The organism is Pseudanabaena sp. FACHB-1998 (assembly GCF_014696355.1).
Taxonomy (GTDB): Bacteria; Cyanobacteriota; Cyanobacteriia; order Pseudanabaenales; family Pseudanabaenaceae; genus Pseudanabaena.
This window is the reverse complement of the sequence record NZ_JACJQA010000002.1, coordinates 22,137-40,197: the sequence shown is the minus strand read 5'-3', so window position 1 is coordinate 40,197 and position 18,061 is coordinate 22,137. Positions and strand designations below refer to the sequence as shown.

At 43.6% G+C, this 18,061-nt stretch carries 15 protein-coding genes; 6 read left to right on the top strand and 9 right to left on the bottom strand.

The genetic code is table 11. The features are described 5' to 3' along the window. The first annotated feature begins 27 nt into the window (after nt 1–27). A complete protein-coding gene (locus H6F42_RS00315) occupies nt 28–1,068 on the top strand; it encodes a hypothetical protein (RefSeq protein WP_190397354.1) in 1,041 nt (346 codons plus the stop codon). Between the two features lie 63 nt (nt 1,069–1,131). On the opposite strand, the gene H6F42_RS00310 is transcribed toward H6F42_RS00315, so the two are convergent. Together H6F42_RS00310 and H6F42_RS00305 are read right to left on the bottom strand one after the other, a co-directional pair. Next, nucleotides 1,132–2,034, bottom strand: a complete 903-nt coding sequence (locus tag H6F42_RS00310) for an ATP-binding cassette domain-containing protein (protein ID WP_190397353.1) — start codon at nt 2,032–2,034, stop codon at nt 1,132–1,134. Nucleotides 2,035–2,302: 268 nt separating this feature from the next. Further along, nucleotides 2,303–4,738: an NACHT domain-containing protein gene (locus H6F42_RS00305; protein WP_190397352.1), complete on the bottom strand. Its 2,436-nt coding sequence runs from the start codon at nt 4,736–4,738 to the stop codon at nt 2,303–2,305. 258 nt (nt 4,739–4,996) lie between these two features. On the opposite strand from H6F42_RS00305, the gene H6F42_RS00300 reads away from it, so the two are divergent. Together H6F42_RS00300 and H6F42_RS00295 are read left to right on the top strand one after the other, a co-directional pair. Beyond that, on the top strand, nt 4,997–5,716 hold the full coding sequence (locus tag H6F42_RS00300) for an ROK family protein (RefSeq protein ID WP_190397351.1): 720 nt from the start codon (nt 4,997–4,999) through the stop codon (nt 5,714–5,716). A 191-nt stretch (nt 5,717–5,907) separates the two neighbouring features. Next, nucleotides 5,908–6,945 carry an anthranilate phosphoribosyltransferase family protein gene (locus H6F42_RS00295; protein ID WP_190397350.1) on the top strand — a complete coding sequence of 346 codons (1,038 nt, stop codon included), beginning with the start codon at nt 5,908–5,910 and terminating at the stop codon, nt 6,943–6,945. Nucleotides 6,946–6,982: 37 nt separating this feature from the next. Here H6F42_RS00295 and H6F42_RS00290 read toward each other — a convergent pair whose 3' ends face one another. From H6F42_RS00290 to H6F42_RS00265, 6 genes are all read right to left on the bottom strand, one after another. Then, a complete protein-coding gene (locus H6F42_RS00290) occupies nt 6,983–7,933 on the bottom strand; it encodes a sll0787 family AIR synthase-like protein (RefSeq protein ID WP_190397349.1) in 951 nt (316 codons plus the stop codon). Beyond that, on the bottom strand, nt 7,933–8,436 hold the full coding sequence (locus tag H6F42_RS00285; RefSeq protein ID WP_190397348.1) for an MSMEG_0567/Sll0786 family nitrogen starvation N-acetyltransferase: 504 nt from the start codon (nt 8,434–8,436) through the stop codon (nt 7,933–7,935). Before H6F42_RS00285 ends, H6F42_RS00290 begins: the two co-directional genes overlap by 1 nt. A gap of 78 nt (nt 8,437–8,514) precedes the next feature. Then, nucleotides 8,515–9,603 (bottom strand): MSMEG_0568 family radical SAM protein, encoded by a 1,089-nt coding sequence (locus H6F42_RS00280; protein WP_190397373.1) that lies wholly within the window; start codon nt 9,601–9,603, stop codon nt 8,515–8,517. A gap of 41 nt (nt 9,604–9,644) precedes the next feature. Beyond that, complete coding sequence (locus tag H6F42_RS00275; RefSeq protein ID WP_190397347.1) at nt 9,645–10,652, bottom strand: Nit6803 family nitrilase; 1,008 nt, start codon at nt 10,650–10,652, stop codon at nt 9,645–9,647. 149 nt (nt 10,653–10,801) lie between these two features. Further along, on the bottom strand, nt 10,802–11,284 hold the full coding sequence (locus tag H6F42_RS00270) for an MSMEG_0572/Sll0783 family nitrogen starvation response protein (RefSeq protein WP_009628267.1): 483 nt from the start codon (nt 11,282–11,284) through the stop codon (nt 10,802–10,804). A gap of 315 nt (nt 11,285–11,599) precedes the next feature. Further along, nucleotides 11,600–12,892 (bottom strand): MSMEG_0569 family flavin-dependent oxidoreductase, encoded by a 1,293-nt coding sequence (locus tag H6F42_RS00265; protein ID WP_190397346.1) that lies wholly within the window; start codon nt 12,890–12,892, stop codon nt 11,600–11,602. A 364-nt stretch (nt 12,893–13,256) separates the two neighbouring features. On the opposite strand from H6F42_RS00265, the gene H6F42_RS00260 reads away from it, so the two are divergent. Continuing rightward, complete coding sequence (locus tag H6F42_RS00260; protein ID WP_190397345.1) at nt 13,257–13,553, top strand: hypothetical protein; 297 nt, start codon at nt 13,257–13,259, stop codon at nt 13,551–13,553. 87 nt (nt 13,554–13,640) lie between these two features. On the opposite strand, the gene bioF is transcribed toward H6F42_RS00260, so the two are convergent. Beyond that, a complete protein-coding gene (gene bioF, locus H6F42_RS00255; RefSeq protein WP_190397344.1) occupies nt 13,641–14,813 on the bottom strand; it encodes an 8-amino-7-oxononanoate synthase in 1,173 nt (390 codons plus the stop codon). A gap of 58 nt (nt 14,814–14,871) precedes the next feature. Between bioF and H6F42_RS00250 the strand changes: the two genes are divergently transcribed. Beyond that, the gene (locus tag H6F42_RS00250) at nt 14,872–15,759 is read left to right on the top strand and encodes a ferritin-like domain-containing protein (RefSeq protein ID WP_190397343.1); all 888 of its coding nucleotides are present in this window, start codon (nt 14,872–14,874) and stop codon (nt 15,757–15,759) included. Between the two features lie 510 nt (nt 15,760–16,269). Continuing rightward, nucleotides 16,270–18,045, top strand: a complete 1,776-nt coding sequence (locus H6F42_RS00245; RefSeq protein WP_190397342.1) for a M61 family metallopeptidase — start codon at nt 16,270–16,272, stop codon at nt 18,043–18,045. The last annotated feature ends 16 nt before the right edge of the window (nt 18,046–18,061 follow it).

Genomic DNA, 18,061 nt, shown 5'->3' with positions numbered 1-18,061 from the left:
CGAAACGAGGCTAGATAGCGCCCAGCTATGAGTAATATTTTTTTGCTGCCACCAGAGCTAAATAAGAGAGAGCGTTTTGCGGCCTCTTGGGAATATTTATTAGAAAATATTCCAGATTTAGGACAGGAGTTTGTAGATTTTTTGACCCAGCGATCGGGTAAATCTAGTTCGACATTTGTTAAAGCGATTAGTCATCCCTTCTTTGCTTCTGATATTCAGCCTGACATTCTCTTAGAATGTCAGGACTTTGACATTATTTGCGATCATCGGCTAGAAAGTGAATTAAACAAACATTCACTCGACGCTTTTTTCTTATTAGCAAAGTCCCAGCAAAAGCCTACCTATGTAGTGCTGATTAGTAATAGTTATTGCCTCATTGACCCCGAAATTTTAACTGGCGAAGCCGCAAAGCTCTGTTATCTTCAGCCTCGTGATGATGTAAATGCGGCTATGCCTTACTTTTGCTGGCAAGACATCTACGCAATGGTAGCCCAGCAGCAAGATCGTCTCGCCCATGAGTTTGCTGAGTATATGCATTTCATGGATATGCAGCCTTGGCAACATAGTACTTGGGGAGAATTATTTCTTAATCCTGATGTGGCAGCTAGATTTAGCGAGCAATGGGCTAGCACGATCGCCTATTTACAAGAGCGGGATATTACCTCTAAAAAGAGTGGCTACAGTGCCTTAGAGATAATTTATCCTTTACCTTGGTTACAGTTGCTTTATATCTATGCTTCGCGATCGATTCAGCATAATAATTTACAGTCGGTGAGTCCTTACTTAGTTGCCACCGTATGGGTAAAGGGGGATGAAAAAGATCATATTCGGGCGTTTCAAGGAATTTCCGAACGATTTACTTTGTCGGATAATGAAGAGATTTTGGTGGAAATTAGGGCTAGTTTAGCGGAGGGATTATGGATGATGAAAACTGGTAGTCGCCCTAAGCTCGCCGCGACCTATTACACTTCCCTCGATCGCTTAGTTTCGTCAGACAAGGAAAAAATGCAGCAAAATTTATTAGCTTTTACGAAGGCAGTATTTAAACATGCCCAAGGTATTGCTTAAGCATGGTCGGCGCAAATGCTTCTTGGCTTTTAAAGAAATTCGGCACTTTGTGCCGAATTTCTTTTATTTAGGACTGCCATTTTGGGTAACTTCCACGTAGATATTCTCAAGGCGGACGGGTTGGCGCATGATCGAATTGATCGCAATCCCGTTAAAGCAATCCAATATTTCTTTTAATTCCATCGCTTTGGGTAACCAAAAGGCAAGGTCACTCCCATAACGCCTATATTCAAATCCTAGCTCTATCCCGCGTTGAATTGCTAAATCCTCGGTGGGTGTAGAGACAAAGGCGATTTCTTGGGCAGGCACGTATTTCCTTAACTCTTCGAGATTACCCTCCGCGAGTAATCTGCCATGCTTAATGATTCCAATTCTCTGACAGAGGCGTTCCGCTTCATCGAGTAAATGGGTTGTCAATAAAACTGCGGTATCTTGGCTGGATAAATTGCGAATTACTTCCCAAATTTCATAACGAGCTTCGATATCTAGCCCTGTAGTGGGTTCATCAAGAACCACCAATTGCGGATTGTGAACTAAGGCGATCGCCATGCTCAGACGACGCTGCATCCCTCCACTTAGGTTTTCGGCAATACTATTGGCGCGATCGCCCAGCCCAACGAGTTCTAGACAGTAGTTGGCTTGCTTACGACAAAGTTCGTTGCTCAAGCCATAAAGCTGACCAAAGAACTTGAGATTTTCCAGACAGGTTAGACTTTTATAGAAAATATTTTCCTGTGGCGCTACCCCAATCAGCGATCGCATTAAGTTCAAGGAGCTTTGCCCGTTGATGGTAATTGTGCCGCGATCGGCTTTAATCAAACCGCATAGAATACTGATAGTAGTGGTTTTGCCAGCACCGTTAGGGCCCAGTAAACCATAAACTTCCCCTGATTGGATCGCAAAGCTCAAGTCTTGTAAAACTTGCTTTTTCCCATAGGATTTACAGACTTTGCTTACCTCTAACACAGATATATTGATCTCTTGGATTTAATTACTTTTAGTTTCTAAAGTATACCAATCGTCATTGCCATATTAAGTAGCGAATACCAAAACACAAAATGACTACGCCATTTTGTGTTTTGCAAATCCTCACTAGTTTTTGTATAGCAGTGTAAGTTTTGCTTAGGACATAAAACCCAAAAAGCGAGTTGCGGCGCGAAGCGCCGCAACTCGCTTTTTGGGTTTTGGTTTGCAGTATTAAAGATGGGGACAGCCCTTCGGACTGTCACTATCTTTAATACTGCAATATGGTGTATTCGCCTTGGGGCAAGAGCAACGTAGATTCAATTTGACTCTTGACTAGTGGGGTTACATATTCGGCATTATTCAGACATTCGATCAGCAATTTATTTGCCTCGTGATAAGTTCGCAAAATTTTAAGTTGGTTCTCACTAAATTGCCATTCTTGAGAACCTTTACGATGCTGCACGATTAAGCTGCGAAGTTTTTTTGACCAATCTAAACCCTTCGCTTGCCACCACTTAGCAAACTTTTCGCGATCTTTATAGGGATCAGGAAACTTCTGACGCAACAACTGTAAACCCTTATGCAGATCTGGCTCTAGGGTACAAGCGAGTTCTAAAACAGGATGATTGGCAAAGTAGAGCGCGAGGTCAAGGTTAAGTGCGAGATTAATCGTGTAATCAATATCCACTTCTGTTTCCATCGTGTTATCAATACCCATTGCTCGCATTCTGGCTCTTTCTAGCGATCGCGAATGGGCGATATCTAAAGCCCTAGCCCGATCTAGCGATCGCGTATTTTCTAGATCAATATCCAAGTACAAAGCCCGAATTGTCGCCGCCTTGTAGGGAGTTTTCATCTGAATGGATTGTTGATTTACCCATGTCAAAAAGGACTGGAGGTGCGGATCTTTAACCACAAGTTCGTCAATTTTCCGCTTCATCTGCTGCAACACGCGATCGGCTTGGCGAGAGATGCTCACTGTCATCACAATCACTCCATGCCAGCGCTTGAGATACATCCGTTCTAATAGATACTTTTGGGCGGCATTAGGATTGCTATTCGCAATGCGATAAGCGGCGAGATAGTCATGCAAGGTCGTGTGAGTTAAACAATGCACTCCCTTAGAGCATTCAACTAGTAGACTATGTTGCCACTTCAGCGTTTGGAAGAGATGATCGCGATCGATGGTCAGATTTCCTAAACTGCGACTAGCCCTAATGCAGTCTTGAAAGTCATCTTCAAGTTCATTGTTTTGCCAGACATAGCCATGACGATCTAAGGCAACGATCGCGATATAGGAAAGCAAATCTTGTTTTTGAGCATTCGATAATCGGTGTTCTGCTTGGTCATGATTAGGGGATAAGCATTTAGTCTGTTCCCATTTGGTTAAGAGGAGATTGAGAATCTCTTGATAGAAATTAGGCTTGAGATATTCGTAACTGTTAAAGAAGTTACAAAGATAGGTCAGAAATAGAGGATTGCTAGCCACTTCCGTTAAGGGCTGATTGGTATTTAGCAATTGCTGAAATTTGTCTATTTTTTTAGGCTTTTGGGGACAGGTCTTTTGAAACCATTTAGTCGCAAAAGCCGCAATTTGAGCATCCTTAAAAGGAGCCATTTCCAAAACTTGAAAAGATTCCAGTAGATGTCCGTAGACGGGATTGCGTGTGGCGATGACTAGACGATTTTGGGGATAGCGATCGCTAAAGTTTTGAAGCTGCTGGGCGATCGCGGCGCGATGTATTTCAGGAATTTCATCTAAGCCATCCCAAAGCAATAACAATCGACCATCTTGGAGTAATTGCGCTAAGATTTTTTCATCAGCCAATTCACTCGCTAATCCATAGTTACGAATTTGCGATTTAATCAAATCCCAAACATAATTTGGTGAATTAATCTCCGAAAAGTGGTGTGAACTATATAAAGATGGGAGTGATAAAAATATCGGTAAGTAATTGGCGAGAATATTAGCCGAAATACAGGAAAAAGCCCAATATTTCAGTAAAGTTGTTTTTCCACTACCCAATCTGCCCACCAAGAGAATTTTCTGATTCTCTTCTAATGCTTGAGTTACGGTTATGGTTTGGGGATAGAGTTTTTCTAGATAAAAGCGATCGTATTGTTCGGGGGAAACATTAGCAAAAATCTCATTAAAATCTAGATATTGACTACTGGATAAATCACTAAAAACATTGATATCAACATATAGATCTGATAATTTGAGAGGATAATTTACATCTATAATTCTGAGGCGATCGCATTGACGAATTAATGGCTCAGATAAATTTTGTCTGAGTAAATTTACTAAATCATTAATTGCCTTTTGACCGATAATCTCATTGATAGGGGAATTAATACCTAAAGATGAATTCGCGACCCCATTCTGATCTATAGGCTTATTTTTACTATTAGTTTTACTATCATTATTATTAGTCCGTGCATTAACTGTTGGGGCGATATTCAGTTTGGGAGCATCTGTCTTAGCGGCTGCGCCTAGTTCTTGAAAAGGAATATTTAGATGTCCGCAAATTAGATTATAGGTACTAAGATCGACGATCTCACCATTCAAAAAATTTTCAACTAACTGCACGGCGATTCCCAAATCGTTAGCGATTTGCAAAGGACTGTACTCTCTCAATGAAAGCTCATCTTTAGCTCTATTGGCAATCTCAGAGCTTGCTCTCAGCATTAATGCAGTAACCATACCTAATTCCTCGCCTATGCACAGGCTTGACTCGTAAAATAAAATTTAATTTGAAGAAGGACGGAGCAATTTATTTGCTATTTCACTAAAATCTAATAGTTAATGCGATTAAGAATTGCTTTAGTTACAGCGTTTTGCGCTCAAACTCAATCTAAGAATTTTTTGGAAAGGGCGGCTTTGCCACCCTTTCCAAAAAATTCTTAGATTAGGTTGGTAATTGCTGTACTACCATTATCTATTATTAGAAGTTAATTTTAAGTGAGCTTATTAACATTAGCCATTGATGTCGGCGGAAGTAGTATTAAAGCGATCTTATTACGAGAAGATCGGACATTTGCTTCGACGCGATCGCAAATAGCCACACCACACCCTGCGACACCTGAGGCAGTGATCGCCGCCTTGCTGGACTTGATTGCGAATCAAGGGAATTGCGATCGCCTGACGATTGGCTTTCCGAGTGTGGTGGAGTATGGAGTCACGAGGGGCGCGATTAATTTACATCCTGATTGGGATGGGTTTCCCTTAGCTAAAGTATTGCAAGATAAATTAGGTAAACCTTTACGCATTGCCAATGATGCCGATGTGCAAGGTTGCGGCGCGATCGTAGGGCATGGCGTGGAACTAGTAATCACTCTAGGCACAGGCTTTGGATCATCTCTTTTCCTCAATGGCAACCTCTTACCCAATTTAGAATTAGGACAACATATTTTCCAAGGTGAGCATACCTATGAGGATTGTTTGGGACAAGCAGCTTTAGATCAGATGGGTGTGGAATTATGGAATGTCAAATTAGCGGCGGCGCTCGCTTCACTTTACAAGTTATTTAATTTTGACAAACTCTATATTGGTGGCGGCAATTCGCGCTTAGTGAATGTCGATTTGTCAGTAAAATTATCACTAAATTTATCGGACAAAGTCGCGATCGTTTCCAATGACCTAGGACTCATCGGCGGCTTAGCCCTCTGGCAATCTAGATAAATCTAGAGAGAGCTAGTCAACTGGCGATCGCCTACTTCTTTCCCAGTCCAGAATTGGCAAAGTCACGCATCATCTAATTCTGGAATAAATCCCCAAGATAGTTACGGTGCGTCGCCTTGTAACTATCTTGGGGATTTACCGCTATAATTCAACGTCTAGCCGACTTTTGCATTAAATTCAAACAAAAAGTAATGAGCCAAGAATTTCGTGAATTTTTGCGTAAAGTTGGAAGTGGTCCCCATACCAGCAAAAGCTTGACGCGCCAAGAAGCAGAGAGAGCCACAATTTTGATGTTGCAGGGGGAAGCAACTCCTGCCCAAATTGGAGCATTTATGATCGCCCATCGGATTAAGCGTCCGACCAGTGAGGAGTTAGCAGGAATGCTCGATGCTTATAAGTTACTGGGAGCAAAGGTGGCAGCGATCGCCTCTGATAAACAGGTCTTAGTCCTTGGTTCTCCCTACGATGGCAGATCGAAAACTGCACCAGTTAGCCCTGTGATGGCGATAATATTGGCGGCGGCGGGAATTCCTGTTTTGATGCATGGTGGCGATCGGATGCCGACCAAGGAAGGATTGCCCTTTATAGAAATTTGGAAAGCATTGGGCTTAGATTGGCAAGATTTGACCCTTTCTCAAGTACATCAAAATCTGGAAACCCACAATTTGGGATTTGTATATTTGCCGAGACACTTTCCCCTTGCTCAAGGTTTAGTTCCCTATCGCGAACAAATTGGCAAGCGACCTCCCTTTGCCACCCTAGAACTGATGTGGTCACCCTATCAAGGGAAGCAATTGATTGTATCGGGCTTTGTTCATCCGCCCACGGAAGCAAATATTCGCGAAGCCTTTGCCCAGCATGGGATTACCGAATTTGCCACCGTTAAAGGTTGGGAAGGTAGTGTAGATTTGCCGCGATCGCGTACTGCGATTATCGGTATTAATCATGGCGATCGCTTTGAACGTCTAACCATGTCGGCGCGTCAATTTGGCTTTAGCACCGAAGATCCTGTGATCGCCGATGCGGCGGAAGTTGCGAATAAAATTCTCTCTGCCCTCAAGGCTGAACCTTCGGAATATCTCAATTCAGTGCTATGGAATTGTGGATTTCATCTCTGGCTCTATGGATTGTGTGAAGATATCCCTGAGGCGATCGTCTATGCCAAGGAAGTTGTTACTAGTGGCGCAGCCATGCAAAAATTCCTAGATCTACGTGTCGATAATACTTAGATTTCTGTAAGAATTGCGAAGCAATTCTCACAGAAATCTATTTTGAAAATCCTGTTAAGAGATCTTGAGCAAAGTCCCAAAATACAACTGATTCATTTTGTGATTTAAGGATTATTTTTGTACCAGTTTGGATTGTGCCGACTACGGCGCAGGCTAGATCTTGAGATTGAAATAGGGATTGTACTGCTTGGACATGTACAGGACGCACGCTTAAGAGAAATCCGTAACTGGGGAACGAAATTAGCCAACGCTCTAAAGATGTATGCACTGGTAAGGGAATCTTATCTAAATCTAGGACTGCGCCACAATTAGAAGTTTCGGTCAGCATTAATAATGTGCCAATGATTCCGCCCATACTGATATCTTTTGCCGTGTCACAGAGTTCTGCTTCCGCTAATTGGGGCAAAATCGCTAGATTTTTCTGTAATTGGGAAGGATCGGCATTAGTTGCGGTATTCCAAAAGGGATAGTCAGGATGGAACTGACCACGCAAATCGATCGCCACTAGTAGCAAATCATCGGGCTGAGCATTAAAACTGGTGAGTAATTTCTGGGCGCGTCCGAGAATGGCTACGGATAGAGCATTGTAGGAACTTCGACAATTGGTATGCCCGCCAACGATGGGTACTTGATAGGCGCTAGAGGCGGCTTTCATACCTGCGAGTAACTCAGAAATAGAGTCAGGAGACTCACTCCAGAGCGTATCAACAACGGCGATCGGCTTCCCGCCCATGGAGTAAATATCGCTCACGTTGACCATGATCGCGCACCAACCCGCAAACCAAGGATCGGTGGCGATTAACTGAGGTAGCATTCCTTCGGCAGCCAATAGTAAAAAGCCATCGCCATCGGGTATGGCTGCACAATCATCGCCTAACAGAATCGCTTCGTTCCATGCTTCCCCCAGCCCCTTAGCGGCAATCTGGATATCCTGTTTATGCAAGATGCCTAGAGATTGGCGCAATTTTTCTGCTAGTGTCCCCAGCATTAGGAAGCCTCACGCAGTTGGGGTGGGAATGCAGGACGAATTTCGTTATGGGGTGGATAGAAGTTTAAATCTGCTTCCATAAAGTGATGAGGACGATCGCAAATGGTCATTTCCTTAAGTGATTGCCAATGCAGCCTTTGGAAAAAGCGCACATTCTGAATTTGAACGGTGGCATAAAAGCGATCGCAACCCCATGTATTAGCGGTGGTAACTGCCTTATAAATTAAGCCCTTGCCAATTTGCCAACCCCGTCGATAATCGCGATGGGTTCCTAACCTGCCGCCGTACCAAATACCTTTTTCGGTTTCGTAAATGCGGACTACGCCCACGACTTGTTCATTTTCGGGATTGATGGCAACGATAGGATAGGCGATCGCATCAATATCATCGACATCATTTTCTTCAAATACATATTGTTCTTCAACAAAGATGGCTTTGCGAAGTTCAAAATAAGCGGCAATTTCTTGAGGTGTAGAGGCGAGTTTAAAAGTGTAATTATTCATTTAATTATTTATCTAACTTATTCAAGAAACTTTTAAAAGGTTTGCTAAACAAACCTTTTAAAAGTTTCTTGCGATTCTTTATTCAAATAGAGAAAGTGCGGAACAAGCACCACATTTAGCACAACCTGCTTTGATATCGGCGGAGGACATTTGCGATCGCTTTAGCAAAGCTCCCACCTGTTCATATACCGAGAACATAAATTCCGTTGATGGCGCAGGATGGTTGGCTAAGGGAGTTCCACTAATGGGTACAAAGGGAACGACAAAGGGATAAACGCCAATACTAATAAGGCGATCGCAGGTTGTTACCAGAGTTTCTAGACTATCGCCTAGTCCTGCTAAGAGATAGGTGCTGACCTGTCCCCAGCCAAAGACTTTAACTGCCTCCGCAAAGGCTTCAAAATAATATTCAAGGGGGACACTCGCTTTTCCTGCCATAATTTTGGCGCGAACCTGTGGATCGGCGGCTTCCAGATGCATTCCTAAAGTATCAATCCCAGCCGCTTTCATCCGTTCAAACCAGATAAAATCATCGGGCGGTTCGCATTGAGCCTGAATCGGAATATCGACCTTAGCTTTAATCGCCTTCGCACATTCCGTTAAATAAGCCGCCCCGCGATCGCTAATATTCGGTGTACCTGTGGTCATCACCATATTTTTAACTCCATCCAAGCGCACGGCAGCTTCCGCAACTTCGGCTAGTTGCGTAGGAGTTTTACGAGCGATTGTGCGATCTGCTTCGAGGGACTGCCCGATCGCGCAAAATTGGCAAGAGGTTTCTGTATGGTTGTAGCGCATACAGGTTTGTAAAACCGTTGTGGCGAGGACATCATGGCTATGTAATAGCGCTATTTTCCAATAGGGAATGCCATCGCTGGTGGTGAGATTATAGAAGTTAGGGGACTTGGGGAAAGAAATGGGCGCGATCGCTTTCTCGTCTAATTGCAAAATCAAATCATCTTGATCGATATTTATCGAATAGGGGGATTGCGATGCAACGCTATTGAACACAGGAACCATGACTGTTGTGCCATCAATGGCGATCGCCTTATGATCTGAGGGCCCTGCGCCGCCTTTGCGTCCATTGGTTCCTATTTGCTCACTGGGGCGATCGACTAGCTGCAAACCCTTAGTCTGTAATTCCGTAATTAATTGCTGTTTATTTATATTCATATTCTTTACAGACAAAAGGCTTCAACCCCTTGTACTTATATTTGAGATTCGGCGTAATCTTTTAATCCATTGAGTCCAATTTCAGAAATAGCGGGGATTGCTTCACCGCCATTTTTGATTTGAAAACCTGCAAAGGGTTCCGTATTCAAATGGGCTTGTAACAAGTCAGGACGGGCATAATGACCGACGGAATCCATCATTCGCTTTCGTTTTGTAATTAGCGAAAAATCGAGATCAGCGATCGCCATGCCTTCACCATCGGTAATCGGTGGACAGAGATGGGTTCCTTCGGGGCTGATAATGGCGGTATTGCAACCACCACTGAGCGCCTTTTGTAACTTCTCATCGTTGGTGATTTGACTCACTTGCTCCGCTGAGAGCCAACCCGTCGCATTAATCACAAAACATCCCGATTCCAGAGCATGATGGCGAATAGTTACTTCAATTTGATCCGCAAAGATTTGACCAACTAGCGAACCCGGAAATTGAGCGCAATGGATTTGCTCATGTTGGGACATCAGTGCAAATCGGGCTAAGGGATTGTAATGTTCCCAACAAGCAAGAGCACTAACTTTGCCCACTGCACTATCCACTACCTTTAACCCTGCACCGTCACCCTGTCCCCAAACCATCCGTTCGTGATAAGTCGGGGTGATTTTACGCCGCTTCAGCAATAGAGAACCATCGGCATCAAAAATTAGTTGAGTGTTATAGAGAGAACCTGCATCACGCTCATTCACTCCTAAAACGACAACAATACTATGCGATCGCGCGGCTTGGCTGACGGCATCGGTGACAGGACTAGGAACAACGACGGCTTCTTCGTAGAGCCGCATATGGTCTTTACCCATCATCACAGGTGGCTGAATGAAGGAAAAGTAGGGATAGTAGGGAACGAAGGTTTCAGGAAAGACGACGATCTGTGCGCCTTCCTTGGCGGCTTTAGCGATCGCTTGCAAGACCTTTTCTGTTGTTCCATCACGGCTAAACAAAACAGGACTGATTTGAACGGCGGCGGCTCTAACTTTGCGTGAGTAATCCACGATTGATCAAGTTCCTTAAAAGTTCCCAATTTACTGTGTTTGTGTAGATAGGTTGCGAACTTTGTCCGCAACCTATCTACATCTAAGAAAAGGTTTTTAAATCAAGAAATGGCGTAGCCATTTCTTGATTTGGGATAAGTCGTAAAAACCTAAAGAGTCCAAGTATCCAAAATGAAGGCATTATCTTTGCGATGTAAAAGAATAATATCTAAAACATCAAGGGGACTAATTGGGCGAATACCGGGGATTAGAGAAGGTTCGCCATGTCCGTAGAGAGCTTGAAGGGCAAAGCGACAGGCGTATACTTTTCCGCCTTCTGACATAAATTTTGAGATTTGATCATTAAAGTTTTGATGTCCGGGGAAAGCAGCATCGCCTAGTTTAGGAAAGCCACGCTGTACGCCCAGAGTTACACCCGGCCCATAAAGGAGAATTGAAGTCTCAAAACCTTTGCGAAGTAAGCGAGTCGCTTGGAGTAAGTTGACAAATCCAATCGAACCTTCAAAGGCAACTGTATGGAAGGTGACAAGCGCTTTCTCCCCTGGTTCGGCTTTGACATCTTCAAATACTTTCTCTTCATAGTTCACAAAGAAATCGCCAGTCTGATGAGCAGGAGTAGTTACTTCAGGCATTGTTTTTTCCGTAAGGTTAAATGGTTTTGAGAAAGATAATTGCGGACAGTTATATAGTTGGGAACTTTTGCTTACAAATCCCTAAATGCTCTTTAAAAGCCAATAGCTAATAGCCAATGACTAAGTGTCAGATTAGTTTCTAGTTCCACTTCTATTTTGTATACCTAGTTACGAAAAAGAGAACTCTATCACTATCGATAGGAAACCATACTTTTGTTGGGAAAATGAGTCAAAAGGCGATCGCCTACCTATCGAAATCGACAGGTAAGAAATTAGACATGCGCGGCAAAGCCGCGCATGTCTAATTTTTCGCGTTTACGAACCGAGTAAAAACTCATTAACTACTGTCCAGTCACTAACATGGGCGACCTTGCGGCGAGCCATGATGTAATCAGCCAGATAAGTTGCATCTCTGGCAATACCTGAGAATCTGCCCGAACCCCATGTATAGAGCCAAGGTAATCCTAAGAAATATAAGCCTTTAACCTCAGTTACGCCGCGATCGTGTCCGGGATAGCCCTTGCCGTCAAAGACAGGAACCTCAATCCAGTTAAAGTCCGATTTAAACCCTGTACACCAAATCACCGTATTAATTTCTGCGGTATTTAGATCGAGATCGAGCTTACCCATATCTGGTTGCCAGACGGGTTGGTAGGGAGGTTCTATCGGTGCTTCAATATGATTCTTTTCGATAAAGTTATCAATGGTTTTCTTAATACTTTCGGCAACAGCATCAGCACCATCAAGATTTTGCTGAAGATCGTTGAAAAATTCTAATTTCGTATGATCTAGCTCACGGATAATGGCTTTTAAACGCCCATGTAGTTGCATTCCTTCGAGGGCAAAGCGCCGCAAATCAATCTCTCTACCGCCATCCCGTCCTGTGAGATAGTGATTAGCCTTAGCACGAACCTTCTCTTTTTGAGGATGTTGATCGATCGATAGGTCGTAATAACCCATGAGGTCTAGCCATTCAACGGCATCTTTGCCCCGATAGCGACGGGGCGATCGCGGCGCACTACCGACGCATAAATGAACTTTTCGTCCTGCGAGGTGCAGGTCTTCGGCAATCTGACAGCCCGATTGACCTGTGCCGATGACTAAGACTGCGCCTGTGGGTAAGGATTCGGGGTTTTTATATTTAGAGGAATGTAATTGCACGATCGCCGATGGTAATCGCTCGGCAATTGGGGGGATTTTGGGCTGATGATAGGCTCCTGCGGCGATGACGACTTGATCGGCGGTGTAATCACCAATGCTAGTTTGTAGTTCAAAAATACCGCGATCGCCACGTCTAACACTTAAGACCTCTACGCCTTCCTTAATGGGAGGATTAAAGGATTGGGCATAACTTTCAATATATTTAACTATTTCATCTTTTTTGATGAATCCTTCTGGTTCTTCGCCTTTATAGGGAAATCCGGGAAGTTGGCATTGCCAGTTAGGAGTTACTAAGCAAAAGGAATCCCAACGTTGCGATCGCCATGCATTGGCGATTTGATTTTTCTCAAAAATAATATGGTCTAAGTCTCTTTCCTTTAAGCAATAGCTCATGGATAAACCTGCTTGACCACCACCAACAATTGCAACGGAATAGTGATTTGTCATTGGTTTGCTTCTCACTCTTGGCTTAGTAGGTATTTGGAATTAAGCTGAGATTAAGTGGTAGGGAAAGTGTAATTTTGTATTCCTAACTACGGAATTTATAAGTCTAGTGATAATGCTAGGGATTGGAATTCTCTCTCTCTAGGGAAGCTATTTGTAATTCTAGATTTTATCTAAATCAATAGTGTCCTATCCCGAAACAAAAAATGACTACGCCATTTTTTGTTTTACAAATCCTTCGCAAAATAAAGAGGCAAAAATTTTGCATCATGTCTTTGCCATGCTGTAAAATTTTTGCCCCTTTATTAAATCGCATCACCCTAAACAGGCTAGGATACAAATACATCAAGTAATCAGGAATTTAATAATGGTAGAACGTCCTATCAAAAAAGCAGATCGTCAACCTAAGCCAGAGGGTAGCGAAAATACGACTAATGCAAAACGGGGTGATGATTCCGACAAAAAGCGTTCTGGCCGTGATGGTGGTAAAGGCAAGCGAGATAAAAGAGGCGGTAAGGAAGAGGAAGTCAAAGCTCCTGTAAATCTCGCTTTAGTGAGGGGGCCTAAACCCACCAAACCACTACCAGAGGTAGCTGAGCCAGAAATTACCGAAGAAATCGCTGAAGTTGCTGAAGTTACTGAAGAAGCAACCCCAGAAGCTTAAATAATTTCCCAAATAAAAGTGGCGGCGCGAAGCAACGCCACTTTTATTTGAGGTCAAAATAAAGAAGGGTCGCATCGCGACCCTTCTTTATTTTGAGAGGCAGTCTAATAATTTTTGAATTTGGCTGGGGGTATGCGTAGCCATTAAGGTGATGCGAAGCCTCGCCGATCGCACTGTAGGCGGACGAATGGCGGGGGCAAAAATGCCATTTTCTTTTAAAGATTGTGCTATTTGGAGCGTTTGCGGAATATCGCCCACCACGATCGCCATAATTGGCGAGTCCAAGGCGATCGCCTGAATGCCCAAATTTTGTAAACCCTGTTTAAATAGCGCCACATTTTGCCAAAGCTGCTCACGCAGAGCATTCTCAGTTTTGACGATCCTAATGGCGGCGATCGCTGCGCCCGTATCCGCAGGCGATAGCCCTGTTGTATAAATCCAAGTTGCGGCGCGATTGCGTAAATAGTCGATTAATTTCGCAGATCCTGTCACATAGCCGCCCAAACTGCCCAAAGCTTTGCTGAGGGTTCCTACTTGGATTAAGTTTTCCTGAATTCCTAAAGCCTGAGTCAAACCACCGCCGCGATCGCCAAATACGCCTGTGCCATGCGCCTCATCCACTAACACCATGCAGCCATATTGGTTGGCTAATTCCATAATTTCCCGCAATGGTGCAAGGTCGCCATCCATACTAAATACGCTGTCAGTCGTAATCAGGCAGCGCCGATATTTCGCCCGATGCTCTTGCAATTTGGCAGTGAGATCCCCTAAGTCCAAATGCTGATAATCGATCGCCGTTGCACCACTGAGCAAGCCCCCCTTTTTTAAACAAGAGTGATTATATTCATCACCTAAAATCAAATCTCGCGCTCCCACGATCGCGGCAATTGTCCCCAAATTTGCTAAATAGCCAGAGCTAAACACTAGGGCTGCATCGGTATTTTTAAGATCAGCGATCGCCGTTTCTAGTTCTTCATGCAGAGCCAGATGCCCTGTCACCAGACGCGATCCTGTGGAGCCAGTGCCATAAAGTTCTGTCGCGTTAATGGCAGCATCAATCAAACGGCGATCGCCTGCCAGTCCCAAATAATTATTGCTAGCAAACATCAACATCTCGCGTCCATCGATCATGGCGATCGCCCCTGCTTTGCTGGTAACGGTTTGCGTAGAGCGATACCAATTGGCTTTGTGGATCGAGTCTAAGGAGCGATCGAGCCAGTCATAGGGAGTAGATAAAGGCGTAACGGGTTCAGGCTTCACACTTCTTTACAAATTAGGACTAAAATTGGCTTAGGTATTTATTATCTAGGTTTATAAAATGACTGTTGCATATCCCCGTAAATTTCGCGGTCAACTCAGTGCTGAAGACATTCTCGATAATGTAGTGCGTCAGCGCGAAGTCCACATGACCACCTTAAATCGCTATCGCTTTAGCGAACAGCGTAGTTGCAAAGATTTGACTGGACTGATGGAATTTCTCAATGGCAAGCCTCGTGAGCTAATTCAAGATCTATCACATCATGTTTCGGATGAAGCCCGTCATGCAGCTTGGTTAACTGATTTGCTGTATGAGCTTGGCGAAGAGATCGGTACACCCGATGGCAATTTATATATTGATGAATTTAACCGCTTGAGCAAGTACGAAGTCTCTTCCAATCCTGAGGATTTTGTGATTGATGCCTTGGCGGGAATCAATGTCGCCGAAAAGCGTGGTTGTGAATATTTCGCCGCCCATATTCGCTCTCTCAAGAAAGTTGAGCAAACTCCCGAAAACGTCAAGATTCGCGAAACCATTGAGAAGATTCTTCCTGAAGAAGCGGCTCATGTGCGTTGGGGTAATCGCAAGCTTGGAGAGATTGCGAAAAAGAGTGAAGCGCATTATGCCAAGGTTGATGCTGCGAAGCGTAAATATGTAGCGATCGAACATGCTGCGTTTGAGTCAGGAATGGATGTTCTCGCTGGTGCAGAAGTGCGCCGCCTTGAGAATTTATTGAAGATTTCTGAAACCCTTCCTCTATGGGAACGTCCTCAATATTTGCTCAATCAACTCCCTGAGACTTTATTCTCTTCTGAGTTACAAAAGACTCGGATCGATATATTCAAGAAAGCATGGGACAAAGATCCTTCTTCTTTTGTGGAGAAGTTCATTCCCATGTTCTTTAATGCCAATCTCAAAGACACAGCCCAGAAGGCAGGAACTCATTAATAATCGCGAGGCAAGGGGCTTAAGCCCCTTGTTTGCTTTCAATCTTTTAAAAGCAATGCTTGCTGAAGATTTAAAGTTAGAGCGTGTTTGAGAAGTTTTTTACCCCCTCTAACTCCCCCTTGAAAGGGGGAGGATTCAAGTTTCCCCCCTTTCAAAGGGGGGATTAAGGGGGGTAAAAGCAGAAATTTATGCTAGATAGGAGACTTCTCAAACACGCTCTTATAACTGTTGTCACTTGCATTAAGAAAAAACAAAACCCAAGAAGTGAGTGGCGGCGCTTCGCGCCGCCACTCACTTCTTGGGTTTTTTATACTGGGAAGGGAGTAAATAACCGATTTTGTAGAGCCTGACTTTGTCAGGCTCTACAAAATCGGTTATTTATTTGACTGGGCGTGTGAATGATGGAGATCGTAGGGATCTGCTGATATATTAGCTATAGCGATTTTCAGATGAATATACATTTATTTGAAAACCACTATATAAGCATTGCTGAGCAGGGTTAAGCAAAAAATGATGGATTCACAAAAAGTAGGTAATATTTCTCAAAACCAATTTACCTATCGCCTATCAATTCCTGAGCCAGAAAATCATTTGTTACAAGTCGAACTAACGATCGCTGATTGGTGCGCGGATTCTCTTGATCTGAAACTGCCCGTTTGGACTCCTGGGTCTTATTTAGTAAGGGAATATGCCAAAAATTTGCAAGACTTTACAGCGATCGCTGATCAAGGGGAATCTCTACCATGGCAAAAAATTAGTAAAAATCATTGGCGGGTGAAGTGTGGCGATCGCCCAAATAATTCAACTAGTTCAACCATTAATTCGCCGATCAAAATTCGCTATCGCATTTTTTGTAATGAACTCACGGTGCGGACTAATCACATTGATCGTACCCATGCCTTTTTTACAGGTGCGGCTGTGTTTATGTATGTTCCTGAATATCTGCATCAGGGATATCAAGTGGAAGTTACCTTACCTAACGCCCAATGGAAAATCGCAACAGCTTTACCAGCTACGCCTAATCCACATTGCTTCTATGCTAAGGATTTTGATACCCTCGTAGATAGTCCCTTTGAGATGGGAATTCACGATCGCCATGAGTTTCAAGTTCTCGATAAACCCCATAGCTTTGTGGTTTGGGGGCAACATAATGCGGATATGCAACGGGTTATCCGAGATACGGCGGCAATCGTGGCGGTAGAAGCAGAAATATTTGGAGGACTGCCCTATGACCACTATGACTTTATTCTCCATGCGAGCAATGGCTTTGGTGGCTTAGAGCATAAAGACTGCACCGTACTTTTATACAATCGTCTCGGATTCCGTAAAGAAGAAAGCTATCTACAATTTATTAATCTCGTGGCTCATGAGTTTTTCCATACTTGGAATGTAAAAAGGATTCGACCTAAGGCTCTAGAAACCTTTGATTATGACCATGAGAACTATACAAGTTCCCTTTGGTTTAGCGAAGGAACGACTAGCTATTACGATCAAATTTTTCCGCTTCGGGCAAAGCTTTATGATGCTAAGCATTATCTCAAACTTGTTAGCAAGAGTATTACGAGACTCCAAACTACCTTTGGACGCAATGTGCAACCTCTTTATGAATCTAGCTTTGATACATGGATTAAGCTCTATCGTCCTGATGCAAATACCCACAACAGCCAGATTTCCTATTATCTTAAGGGTGAGCTAGTGTCAATGCTGTTAGATTTGATTATTCGCGATAAGTCTAACAATTTGCGATCGCTAGATCGGGTGATGCAAATTATGTGGGAACGCTTTGGTAAGCCAGAAATTGGTTTTAGCGAAGATGAACTCCATGAAGTTATCGAAAATGTAGCAGGAGTAGATCTTTCGGGCTTCTGGAAGGATTATCTTTATGGCACTAAGGATCTTGACTATAACTATTATCTGGAACCCTTTGGGCTAGAGCTACGCGCCTCTCGTCATGATATTCCCTTTATGGGAATTACTCCTAAGTCTAAAAGTGGAGTTACGGAAGTTGAGAAGGTCGAGTTCGGTTCCCCTGCTCAAAAAGCAGGTATTAGTGCAGGGGATATTTTATTAGCGATCGCAGGTATTCGGGTTACCGCCGAGGGGCTTAACGAAAGGTTGCGAGATTTTGCCATAGGCGAGGCGATCGAGGTAACTATTTTTCAACAAGATCTCTTACGCACTGTGAAAGTGACTTTACAAGAACCGATGGTGAGTCATTTTGAGATTGCTCAAATACCCAATGCTTCCCCCAGTCAAGAGCTAAACCTGAGACTATGGTTAACCTAATGAATAGTTGCAGCAC

Coding starts and splice junctions, on each gene's coding strand:
- H6F42_RS00245 (WP_190397342.1), top strand. CDS start 16,270: ATGATGGATTCACAAAAAGTAGGTAATATTTCTCAAAACCAATTTACC.
- H6F42_RS00305 (WP_190397352.1), bottom strand. CDS start 4,738: ATGGTTACTGCATTAATGCTGAGAGCAAGCTCTGAGATTGCCAATAGA.
- H6F42_RS00295 (WP_190397350.1), top strand. CDS start 5,908: ATGAGCCAAGAATTTCGTGAATTTTTGCGTAAAGTTGGAAGTGGTCCC.
- H6F42_RS00270 (WP_009628267.1), bottom strand. CDS start 11,284: ATGCCTGAAGTAACTACTCCTGCTCATCAGACTGGCGATTTCTTTGTG.
- H6F42_RS00260 (WP_190397345.1), top strand. CDS start 13,257: ATGGTAGAACGTCCTATCAAAAAAGCAGATCGTCAACCTAAGCCAGAG.
- H6F42_RS00285 (WP_190397348.1), bottom strand. CDS start 8,436: ATGAATAATTACACTTTTAAACTCGCCTCTACACCTCAAGAAATTGCC.
- H6F42_RS00265 (WP_190397346.1), bottom strand. CDS start 12,892: ATGACAAATCACTATTCCGTTGCAATTGTTGGTGGTGGTCAAGCAGGT.
- H6F42_RS00290 (WP_190397349.1), bottom strand. CDS start 7,933: ATGCTGGGGACACTAGCAGAAAAATTGCGCCAATCTCTAGGCATCTTG.
- H6F42_RS00250 (WP_190397343.1), top strand. CDS start 14,872: ATGACTGTTGCATATCCCCGTAAATTTCGCGGTCAACTCAGTGCTGAA.
- H6F42_RS00315 (WP_190397354.1), top strand. CDS start 28: ATGAGTAATATTTTTTTGCTGCCACCAGAGCTAAATAAGAGAGAGCGT.